Source organism: Pseudomonas sp. NPDC096925 (assembly GCF_044762545.1).
GTDB lineage: Bacteria > Pseudomonadota > Gammaproteobacteria > Pseudomonadales > Pseudomonadaceae > Aquipseudomonas.
On the sequence record NZ_JBIWEM010000002.1, the window covers coordinates 126,393 to 138,017 of the forward strand.

At 63.4% G+C, this 11,625-nt stretch carries 6 protein-coding genes; 3 read left to right on the forward strand and 3 right to left on the reverse strand.

Going from position 1 to position 11,625, the window contains the following annotated elements; all coding sequences use genetic code 11:
• The first annotated feature begins 76 nt into the window (after positions 1–76).
• Positions 77–1,060 (forward strand): TauD/TfdA family dioxygenase, encoded by a 984-nt coding sequence (locus ACIQYU_RS06640; RefSeq protein ID WP_015271333.1) that lies wholly within the window; start codon positions 77–79, stop codon positions 1,058–1,060.
• Between the two features lie 644 nt (positions 1,061–1,704).
• A complete protein-coding gene (locus ACIQYU_RS06645; RefSeq protein WP_015271332.1) occupies positions 1,705–1,965 on the forward strand; it encodes a DUF3077 domain-containing protein in 261 nt (86 codons plus the stop codon).
• A gap of 178 nt (positions 1,966–2,143) precedes the next feature.
• Here the strand turns inward: ACIQYU_RS06645 and ACIQYU_RS06650 are convergent, their stop codons facing one another.
• The 3 genes from ACIQYU_RS06650 to ACIQYU_RS06660 all read right to left on the reverse strand — a co-directional run bounded on the left by ACIQYU_RS06650 (position 2,144) and on the right by ACIQYU_RS06660 (position 4,541).
• Positions 2,144–2,512, reverse strand: coding sequence for a hypothetical protein (locus ACIQYU_RS06650; protein ID WP_015271331.1), 369 nt, complete (start codon positions 2,510–2,512; stop codon positions 2,144–2,146).
• Between the two features lie 243 nt (positions 2,513–2,755).
• Positions 2,756–3,142, reverse strand: coding sequence for a hypothetical protein (locus ACIQYU_RS06655; RefSeq protein ID WP_054573777.1), 387 nt, complete (start codon positions 3,140–3,142; stop codon positions 2,756–2,758).
• Positions 3,135–4,541 (reverse strand): PAAR domain-containing protein, encoded by a 1,407-nt coding sequence (locus tag ACIQYU_RS06660; RefSeq protein WP_402798615.1) that lies wholly within the window; start codon positions 4,539–4,541, stop codon positions 3,135–3,137. Before ACIQYU_RS06660 ends, ACIQYU_RS06655 begins: the two co-directional genes overlap by 8 nt.
• Before the next feature lie 616 nt (positions 4,542–5,157).
• On the opposite strand from ACIQYU_RS06660, the gene ACIQYU_RS06665 reads away from it, so the two are divergent.
• Positions 5,158–11,625 (forward strand): amino acid adenylation domain-containing protein, encoded by a 6,468-nt coding sequence (locus ACIQYU_RS06665; RefSeq protein ID WP_402798617.1) that lies wholly within the window; start codon positions 5,158–5,160, stop codon positions 11,623–11,625.

An 11,625-nucleotide genomic window follows, 5' to 3' on the forward strand; every position in this document is an offset into this window, starting at 1 on the left:
TTCATCTAGTCAGGCGCCGACATGGCGCACATCCCGATTTCGCCGCCTATGCGGCCCTGGCTTGAGGTGACCGGACATGAGTGAACTGCTGAGCTTTGCGATCGAACCCCTGGACGCCGCGCGCGGCAACCTGCCGCTGCTGGTACGCGCGCCGGAGCCGGGTATCGACCTGCTGGAAGCCTTTGCCGAGTTGCAGCCGCTGGTGGACCGGCACCTGCTGCAGGCCGGCGGCATTCTGTTTCGCGGGTTCGAGGTGGGTGGCGCCGAAGCGTTCCGCCAGTTCGCCGCTTCTTTCGGCCACCCGTTGCTCAATTACGAATTTGGCTCCACCCCGCGCAGCAACGTGACCAAGGGGGTGTACACCTCCACCGAGTACCCGGCGCACCAGAGCATCCCCTTGCACAACGAGCAGGCCTATACCCTGGAATGGCCGATGAAGATCTGGTTCTACAGCGTGATCCCCGCCGAGACCGGTGGCCAGACGCCGATTGCCGACAGCCGCGAGGTGTACCGGCGCATGCCGGTGCGTATTCGTGAGCGGCTGGTGGAGAAGGGGCTGATGTACGTGCGCAACTACGGCAACGGCCTTGATGTGGAATGGTCGCAGGTGTTCAACACTGAGGACCCGCGCCAGGTCGAGGCCTATTGCCGGGCGCATGCCATCGAGTGCATCTGGAAGGATGACGGCGAATTGCGCACCCGTCAGCGCTGCCAGGTGGTGGCGCGTCACCCGGTGACCGGGGAGGACGTGTGGTTCAACCAGGCGCACCTGTTCCATGTGTCGAACCTGCAGCCAGAAGTGCGCGAGTCGTTGATGGACATCGTCGAGGAAGAGGACCTGCCGCGTAACGTGTATTACGGCGACGGTACGACCATCGAGGATTCGCTGCTGGATGAAGTGCGTGGGGTGCTGGATGAATGCACCATTAGCTTCCCTTGGCTGGAGAACGATGTGCTGATGCTGGATAACATGCTCGCGGCGCATGCGCGGTCGCCGTTTACCGGCAAGCGCAAGGTGGTGGTGGCGATGGCGCAGGGGCATAGGGAGGTGTTGGGCTGACAGGTGTTCGCCTTGGCAGGTGTGGCGCCTGTGAGATCGAGCGCCGCCCGCGCGGCGCATCGCGAGCGAAGCTCGCTCCTACATCTGTTTCGGGCCAGTATTGCCTGTGCCAGCGCGCGCGGCCGCCTTGTTTGTCCCACACGATATCCAGTCGAACGCCAAGGGGCCGCGCGCCAATGCCTCAGGAATAATTGGCCCGAAACAGATGTAGGAGCGAGCTTCGCTCGCGATGCGCCGCGCGGGCGGCGCTCGATCTCATAGGCGCTGAACCTGTCATGGCGAACACCTGTCAGCCCTGACGCATTCTCAAGACATGCCCCCAGCAACCTACAAAAATCCCAGACTCTTCCTACGCCTCGGGACTGGCAACTCCACCCCCTGCGAAATACCCTACAACCTCTGTCGACACGCGTCTGATTGTTCCTGCAAATCCCGCACTCTAGGCTTTGCCTGTCGCTGACGGTTCAGCGATCGGGTGTGGAAACCTGGCAAGACATATGATGATTGTTGACACGACAGCTGTACGCGGGAGGCTTTCGGGCCTACCGGGTTCATCATATGCCTGGTTTTCCACCCCGTGTGCAGCTGTCACCCCAATGTGTGGAAACGGACGGGTGGCACATAACTCATATGATGACCATTCCATGACCGACGAAACCAAAACCACCCCCGGTGTCACCTACTTCTACCAAGGCGAAGGCCAAACCCATCCGCTGTTCCGTATCGCTGAGGGCATCCCCTGCCGCAGCGCCCGGGAGCAAGCCTCGGAACTGATGGGCTATGCACGCGACTTGTCACTGACCGGTTTGATGGACGGCGATCAGCAGATGCTCTGGGCTTCGCACTACTTCGCAGCCATGGCCAAGGCGTTGTTGGATGATGCCGAGTTGGGTTTGCTGCGCTGATCCTTGTATTGGCTGGGCTGGCCCTTTCGCGGCTAAAGCCGCTCCTACAGGGATTGTGCATGCCTCAGGTTAAGCAGAATGCCGCAGGGTATGCACAACTCCTGTGGGAGCGGGCGTGCCCGCGAACACCGGCGCAGCCGGTGCCATACAATCAGTGGCAAACCGACCTTTACGTCATTTAGTGGTTGGCATAATGAGAAATTAGTGCAAGTAGAGCGGCGGAGGGCGACCAGCTGATAATTATCCATAGCCCGTTTGCCCAAGTAATTTGAGCGTTCCGCAGACCTGTTGGGTCACCTTCATAAGCGTTGGCTGCTTGCTGAATTTGCACCAGCGCTACCAAGGTTAAAGTCACAGACGTGACCAGAAGCGCGAGCGGCAGCATGAACATGTTATAGAGCGATTGGCTTTCCTCCGGCTGGTCGGGTGCCCAGAATTGCCAGCTCACGAAGAGCAGGTAAGGTACCCAATATCTCAATGTCACCCCAAGCGCTGTACCTTCGACGGTCAGATCCAATTCTTTGCTATAGGTGATTGCTCTTTTCATTAGGGGGTAAATCAAGAAAGAGCCAAACACGCCGCAGAGCAACGGGATTAGAGCGAACCCGCTTTGTCCTCGGATAAGTCTCCAGTGGCAATAGCTCCAATAGGGTATATAAAGGCCCCAGGTTAAGCAGGTCATGGTGATCAGCTTCGATGTAGAGACTACGTGAAGTCGGTGTTTTTGAATGCGCCGGTTTGCTTGAGGTTCGGTGTTATATGAAAGATTTGAGTTCATCTGTTTTGTCTCTCAGTCTAGCAGTTTCATCAGGTAATAGATGGCTATCCAAGCGATGCCGATGGTGTTTAGTGATGATGCAATAAGAATTTTTCTTCTTAACTTCTCAGGGAATTGTAAATGGTCTTGCTCATCCAATAGCCCGCTGCGAATGCTTGAGGCGGGGGACCCAATGGCGCCAGCGATTACAGAAATAACTAGAATTCTGGAACCTATTTTTTTCTCTCCCCACATGCCGGTCGCAAATGGAAGGCACGCGCTCCGTTGGAGTGCTGAAGTCATTTCTTTATATTGGCGAGAGCACGCAATGTGAAGGTCAGATACAAGCCCGATTAAGGCGAGGCAGATAGGAGTGCCTAACAGAAATAGTCTTAGTTTTACGTCAAGGTAATCAATCATCTCCAAAGACCTCGAAGACTAATTCTCCGAACTCCTCACCCGCTTCCATACCACCGATGCTGCCGGCCAAGGCGCCTCCACCAGTGATCACTATTCCGCATGCTACGGCGTAGGGTCCGACTCTCCAGCAAACCTTCGCAGAGATTCTGCCCGCAATTTTTCCTGCCAACCAGCCACCAGCTAAGCCACCGGAGAAATTACCTGCCTCAGAAACGCTGACTTTTTTACAGGCATTTGTGTTGCCCTCTTTGCACACCTCTGAAATTTTCAGGGCAGATCCGCCACCGCCAATAGCAATGCCAACACGCCCTCCGGCTTTTAAATATTTAGCCAGCTTGGCCAGCTTGTCTAAGTGTGTCGAGTAGCCAGGGATATGTGTCGGTCCTCCCGCTTTGCTCCAGTGGTGCACCAAGCTTCTCGAAGAAATTCCCAAGTCCCGGCGCAGACTTTCATAGTTTCCGAGATTGAGGTGTTTTTTTAGAAGGGTCGCATTCAAGTTTGCACTCAATTGCGTGAACAGCTTTTGACGTTCTGCAAAGAACTCAGGGTGCCGAAGATGTCCGTGCTTGACGAATTGGACTTTATGGAGCTCTTCGATTTTTTTCAAAATGGTGCTGAGTTCATCCAGCGACTTGGCAACCATCGCCTCGCTCACCCCCATCGCCAGGCTCACATCGCTGAGCAACGCAGCAATCTCGGCTTGATGGCGCATCATGAATTCCGCCTCTTCGGGCGTCAGTTCCGCCAGTGCTTCACGAGCTTGTTTTGCTGCACTCATCGCAGACAGTTCTTCCCGAGTGCACACCGGGCGCCTCAAACCATCGCCAATGACAAAGATCTCGCCCGCCTTGAACCCCTGCTGGTACGTCGGGTTCAGCCGCTCCAGAATCGACCGAGGCAGGTTGGCCTGCGGCGCGCCCAGTTCTGCCAGGATTTCCTGATACGTCATGCAGCGCGGAACGATGTAGAAGCCGGGCTCCATGCCTTGAGGAGTGGGCGAGGGCTGAACCACCTCAGGCTGATAGGTACTTCTTGCCGGGTTACCCGTCCGGGCCTGTGCTGGTGCCTCACGAACAGGCTCAGGTGCGGGTGCCCTGCGCGAAGCCGGAGGTGCGTGCCCACTTGCAACCAGGCGATTGCTGCCCTGTGGGCACCCGCATTGCACCAGTGCTCCGTCCAGAGCCGTGGGAATACCATCCTGCCGCCAGCGGACTTCGCCCTCGACGATGGTGCCCGCTTGTCCACATAGCGGGCAGGGTGTGGTCGGGTCGCCTTGAAGTAGCCAGTTGCGGCCATGCACACGGCCCCTGGCTTGGCTGGCAATGCAGATGGCGCCTGTGCTGGTTTCGTCGCCGTCCAGGCCTTGGTATCGGCCGAAGATGTTCATGCGCATGCTCATGGCTCGCCTCTTTTTAAGGTGGAAGCCAGGAACCTAGCAGGCGGTTGGCGGGTATTTTCGGGGTGGTGGGGGTTTAGGAAGAGTCCTACAAGGGATAGAGATTTGGACTACGTGATTTCATTGATGGCAATGCCGGCCTCTTCGCGGGCATGCCCGCTCTCATAGAACAACACATAAATCATCGAGTTAGCAGGGTTCTGTGGGAGCGGGCGCGCCCGCGAACACCGGCGGAGCCGGTGCCATACACCGCGTTGGCCGCTTCGCGGGCACGCCCGCTCCCACAAGGGAAGGTGACACGCTCTCGAACATTGTTCCCTGTGCGACAGCGCAGCCCCAAGGGCTGGGCAATCCCCCACGGGGATAGCGTCCCGTCCTGGCTGGCGCCATTCCTGTAGCGGCTATGGCCTTGCTCAGAGACCTTGAAACCTGCGCAGTCGGTGTGGGAGCGGGTTTACCCGCGAACACCGGCGCAGCCGGTGCCAGCCACCGCGTCGCCTGTTTCGCGGGCACGCCCGCTCCCACAGGGATGGTGCTGGGCCTAAGGTTGGCGCCACTAAATCAACCCCCCACACCTTCGTCTGACAGTTACCGCTCGACTGCCAGGACACCGCTCGACATGAATGCCGACCAAACGCTCAAGCTCGCCCGCCGCTTCATCGAACTCAGCCCCGACAAGCGTCGCCTGTTCCTCAAGGCGCTGCAGGGCGAGGGCATGGATTTTTCCGTGCTGCCGATCGCGCCCGGGGTGGAGGTGGCCGAGCGTGACCAGCTGTCGTACGCCCAGCGGCGCATGTGGTTCCTCTGGCAGCTCGACCCACAAGGTGCGGCGTACAACCTGCCCATGGCCGTGCGCCTGAATGGCCCGCTGGACCTGGCTGCCCTGCAGCATGCCTTCGATGCCCTGGTGGCCCGCCACGAAACCCTGCGCACCCGCTTTGTCGCCGACGGCGATGACGTGCGCCAGCAGGTCGATGCCAGCGCCGCCCCGTTGCAGCTGCAACAGGATGCCTTGGCCGGCCTTGACGAGGGTGCCCGTCAGGCCGCCATCGAAACCATCGCCGAAGCCGAAGCCCTGGCCCCCTTCGACCTGGCCAGCGGCCCGCTGCTGCGTGTACGCCTGCTGCAACTGGCGGCACAGGAGCACATTCTGCTGCTGACCCTGCACCACATCGTCGCCGACGGCTGGTCGATGAACGTGCTGATCGACGAATTCCTGCACCTGTACGACGCCGCCGTGGCCGGCAGCGAAGCCCGCCTGGAACCGCTGCCGATCCAGTACCGCGACTACGCCCTGTGGCAGCGCAGCTGGCTCCAGGCCGGTGAGCAGGAGCGCCAGCTGGCCTACTGGCAGGCGCGCCTGGGCGACGACCATTCACCGCTGGCGCTGCCACTGGACCGCACCCGCCAGGGCCGCCCCAGCTATCGCGGCGCGCGCTACGAGTTCCCCATCGCCGCCGATGTCGCCGAACGCCTGCGCGGCCTGGCACGCAAGCATAACGTCACCCTGTTCATGGTCCTGCTGGCCGCCTTCAAGCTGTTGCTGCAGCGCTACAGTGGCCAGTCGGCGATCCGCGTCGGCGTGCCTATCGCCAACCGTAACCGCGTCGAAAGCCAAGGGCTGATCGGCTGCTTCATCAATACCCAGGTACTGCACACCGAAATCGACCCTTTGCTGGACATCGCCGGTCTGTTGCAGCGCGTGCGCGAAACCGCCGTGGGCGCGCAAAGCCATCAGGACCTGCCGTTCGAACAACTGGTCGAAGCCCTGGACCTGCCGCGCACCAGCGAAAGCCCGCTGTTCCGCGTGCTGTTCAACCACCAGGCGCAGGTGGCGGATGTGCAGGCCATCGAGACCCGCTCCGGCCTGAGCCTGGCGCCGGTCGTGCTGGCAAAGCACAGCGCCCGCTTCGACCTGGCGCTGGACACCCATGAGCGAGCGGGGCAACTGCACGCAGCGTTCACCTATGCGACCGACGTGTTCGATGCACCCACCGTCGAAGCCCTTGGCGAGCAGTGGCTGGCCCTGGTGCAGGCGTTGGCCGACGAGGCGGGTGGCGCAGTCGGCGAGCTGCCATTACCAGGCCTGGCTACTGCCATTGGCGCGCCTGCGCAGGCTGACGCAACGCTGCTGGTCCACCAGCGCTTTGCCGCCGCCACCAAGCGCCACCCCGAGCGCACGGCGGTGATGGCTGCGGGCGAGCAGGCCAGCTTCGCCGAGCTCGATGCCCGCGCCGAGGCCATTGCAGGTCGGCTGGTGGAAGCCGGAGCAGGGCCGGACACACTGGTCGGCGTGCTGGCCAACCGCAGTGTCGGCATGCTCGCCAGTATCCTCGGCGTGCTCAAGGCCGGTGGCGCCTACCTGCCACTGGAGCCCGAGCAGCCGGCCGAACGCCTGGCCTACATGCTTGCCGACAGCGGCGCGCGCCTGCTGCTGGCGCCCGATGACTGGCAGGCCGAACTGCCCGAGGGCGTGCAGCGTCTGGACTGGACGCAAACCGGCAATGGCCGCGCCGCCCGCATCGTCCCGGCACCGGCCAACCTGGCCTACGTGATCTACACCTCCGGCACCACCGGCCAGCCCAAGGGCGTGGCGATCAGCCACGGCGCCCTGGCCAACTACGTCGAAGGCGTCAGCGCGCGTTTGCCGGTCGAGCGTATCCGCAGCATGGCCCAGGTCTCGACCCCGGCTGCCGACCTTGGCCACACCATGCTGTTCGGCGCCCTGTGCGGCGGCTACACCCTGCATTTGCTGCTACGCGAGCAGGTGCTGGATGCCGAAGGCTTCGCCGCCTACCTGGCCGAGCACCAGGTAGACGCGCTGAAGATCGTACCGTCGCACCTAGAGGCCATGTTGGTGGCAGGCCGCTCGGCGCTGCCGGCGCAGTGCCTGGTGCTCGGAGGCGAGGCCATCAGCCCGAGCCTGCTGGGCAAGGTCCGCAACCTGGCCCCGGCGCTCAAGGTGTTCAACCATTACGGCCCGACCGAGACCACCGTCGGTGTGCTGGTCGCCGAGCTGAACGAGCAGGCCAGCCTCGGCCAGCCGCTGGCCAACATCCGCGTCGCGGTGCTCGACCACTGCCTGCAAGCCCTGCCGACCAAGGCCAAGGGTGAGCTGTATATCGGCGGCGCCGGCCTGGCCCGTGGCTACCTGAACCGCCCGGCACTCACCGCCGAGCGCTTCGTCCCCGATCCGAGCGGCAGCCACGGCCAACGCCTGTACCGCAGCGGTGACTGGGTACGCCAAGGCAGCGACCTGCAGTTTGCCGGGCGCATGGATGGCCAGGTGAAGATCCGTGGCCATCGCGTGGAACTGGCCGAAATCGAAAACCGGCTGCGTGCCCTGGATGGCGTTGCCAATGCCCTGGTTCGCGTGCATGGCCAGGCGCCGCAATTGCAACTGGCTGCCTGGCTGGTGCCCAGCCAGATGCCGGCCGACAGCCTGGCCTGGCAGGAATCGATCCGCGCCAGCCTCAAAAGCCTGCTGCCCGAGCATATGGTGCCGACCCACCTGATGGTGCTGGAGCACCTGCCGGTCACGGTCAACGGCAAGGTCGATGTCAAGGCGCTGCCGGAGCCCGTCGCCACCCAGGTGGCCTACCAGGCGCCGCAGACCCCGCTGCAAACGCAATTGGCGCAGATCTGGGCGCAAGTCCTGCAAGTACCGCAGGTAGGCCTGAGCGACAACTTCTTTGCCCTTGGCGGCCATTCGCTGCTGGCCACCCAGGCGGTATCGCGGATACGCAAGCAACTGGGCGTGGATATCCCGCTGCGCACCCTGTTCGACACCGTCGACCTGCAGGCCTTTGCCCAGGCTGTGGCCGAAGGCGAGCAGGGCGCGGGCCTGGACATCGAAATCCTCGACCGCCAGCAACCCCTGCCGGTGTCCCGTTCGCAAAACCGCCAGTGGCTGTTCTGGAAGCTCAACCCCGAAAGCCTGGCCTACAACACGCCGATGGCCGTGCGCATGCAGGGCCACCTCGACCGCGCCGCCGTGCAGGCCGCACTGGATGCCTTGGTGGCCCGCCATGAATCGTTGCGCACGGTGTTCGTCGAGGCCGACGGCCTGCCCTGGCAGCGCATCTTGCCGGCGGCCACGGTCCCGATCGGTTTCGAAGACCTCTGCGGCCAGGACCACGCCGCGCAGATGCGCAAGCTGGAAGCCGAAGCCTTCGTGCCGTTCGACCTGGAGCGCGGTCCGCTGCTGCGTGCCCGGCTGTTCAAGGTGCATGCACAGGAGCACCTGCTGTCGCTGACCTTGCACCATATCGTTTCCGATGGCTGGTCGATGAGCCTGCTGGTGCGCGAGTTCGCCGCCGCCTACAACGCCGCCGCCACGGGCCAGGCGCAAACCCTCGAGCCGCTGCCGGTGCAGTACGCCGATTTCGCCGCCTGGCAGCGCAAGTGGCTGGCCGAGGGGCAGATGCAGGCGCAGATCGGCTACTGGAAGGCCCGCCTGGAAGACGACTTCGAAGTGCTGGAACTGCCCGCCGATCGCATTCGCCCACAGGTCAAAAGCTACCAGGGCAGCCGCTTCGACGTGCGCCTGCCGCAGGCCCTCACCGAGCGCCTGCGGGCACTGGCGGTGGCATCCAACACCACGCTGTTCCATGTGTTCCTGGCGGCGTATGCCATCGTGCTGTCGCGCTACAGCCGCAAGGGCACGCTCAACATCGGCGTGCCGGTCACCAACCGCAATCGCCTGGAGCTGGAGGGGCTGATCGGCTTCTTCATCAACGTGGTGGTGGCCCGCATCAGTGTCGACGGCAGCCAGCCGTTCCCGCAGTTGCTGGCGGCGATCAAGGAAACCACCTTGCAGGCCCAGGCCAACAAGGATGTACCGTTCCTGGAGGTAGCCGAAGCGCTGTACCCGGAGCGCGACCAGGGCGTGAACCCGTTCTTCCAGGTGCTGTACAACCACCTGCGCGACCTTGGCGAGCAGGTTTCCAGCGATGCCTTGCACGGCCTGCAGGTCAAGGAAGTGGACCTGCAGGAGCCGGGCGCGCAGTACGATATTTCGCTCAACACCCTGGAGCGCTCCGATGGCGTAACCGCTTCGTTCAACTATTCCACCGACCTGTTCGATGCCGCACGCATCGAGCGCATGGCCGGGCATTGGCAAGTACTGCTGCAAGCCATCTGCGCCGAACCGCAGCGCTGCATTGCCGAGCTGGACTTCCTCGGCAGTGTCGAACGCCAGCAGCTGACCTACGGCTGGAACCCGGCACCCCAGGCTGGCAGCGGCTTGTGCGCGCACCAGTTGCTGGAGCGCCAGGCGCGTGAGCGGCCGGATGCACTGGCGCTGATCTTCGACGACCAGCAGATGACCTATGCCGAACTGGACCGCAGCAGCAACCAGCTGGCCCACCGCCTGCGGGCGCTGGGCGTGGGGCCGGATTGCCTGGTCGGCGTGGCCGTCGAGCGCGGCCTGGGCATGGCCCTGGCGCTGGTCGCCATTCACAAGGCAGGTGGCGCTTACGTGCCGCTGGACCCGGACTACCCGCAAGAGCGTCTGGCCTACATGGTCGAGGACAGCAACATCGGCCTGCTGCTGGCCGACGCGCCCTCGCGTGAGCGCCTGCAAGCGGGCAAGCAACTGCCCTGCGTGGTACTGGAACCGGGCACCGAGTGGCTGCATGCCTGGCCCGCCGAGCCGCTGGCCAACCTGGCTGCACCGCACAACCTCGCCTATGTCATCTACACCTCCGGCTCCACCGGCATGCCCAAGGGCGTGGCCATCGACCACCAGGCCCTGTCGGTGTTCTGCCAGGTGGCCGGCGACTATTCGCGCCTCAGCCCGGATGATCGAGTGCTGCAGTTCGCCACCGTCAGCTTCGACGGCTTCATCGAGCAGTTCTTCCCGCCGCTGGCCCAGGGCGCCTGTGTGGTGCTGCGCGACCTGCGGCTGTGGGATACCGCCATCCTGCTGGACGAGATCAACCGCCACGGCGTGACCGTGGCCGACCTGCCGGCGGCCTATTGGCGCCTGCTGGCGCTGGAGCGCCGAGCCCCCGAGGCCTATGGCCGGCTGAAACAAATTCACGTGGGGGGTGAGGCGGTGCCGGAAGATGCCCTGCGCGCCTGGCTGGCCGATGGCCCGCCAGCGGTGCGTCTGCTGAACACCTACGGCCCGACCGAAGCCACCGTGGTCGCCACCACCTACGACTGCTCGCAGATGACCGTGGAGCAGGTCAGCCAGGGTGGCGTGCCGATCGGCCGTGCCTTGCCGGGGCGTACCTTGCATGCCCTGGACGACGGCCTGGCGCCGACACCGGTAGGCGTGCCCGGCGAGCTGTTCATTGGCGGGGCAGGGTGTCTGGCGCGCGGTTATCACCAGCGGCCGTCACTCACCGCCGAGCGTTTCATCCCCGACCCGTTCGACCCGGTTGGCGGTGGCCGTCTGTACCGCACCGGCGACCTCGGCTGCTATGACGACAACGGTCAGCTGGCCTATCGCGGCCGGGTCGACCACCAGGTGAAGGTGCGCGGCTTCCGTATCGAGCTGGGCGAGATCGAGCAGTACCTGCGGGCGCACCCGGACGTACGCGAAGCCACCGTGCTGGCCATCGACCTGCCCAGTGGCAAGCAGCTGTGCGCCTACGCGGTGCCGGCCGAAGGCTACCGCGGCGATCTGCGCCTGGCCTTGAAGCAGTACCTCAAGGCCAGGCTGCCGGACTACATGATCCCGGCCTACCTGGTGACCCTGCCGAGCATGCCGCTGACCCCCAGCGGCAAACTCGACCGCAAGGCCCTGCCGCTACCCGACCCGAACCAGCCACAGCATGACTACCAGGCGCCGCAGACCGAGCGGCAACAGCAGCTGGCGAGCATCTGGGCACAGTTGCTCAACGTTGCCCGGGTCGGCCTGAACGACAATTTCTTCGAGCTGGGCGGCCACTCCTTGCTGGCGGCCCAGGCCGTGTCGCGGATCAACGTCGAGCTGGGGCTCGACATCCCCCTGCGGCTGATCTTCAGCCACCCCGAATTGCGCGCGTTCGCCCAGGCGCTGGACGAACAGGGCCTGTCGCTCTCCGACGACGGCCTGAGCGATATCGAACAAATGATGAATGCATTCACAGAGGCCTGA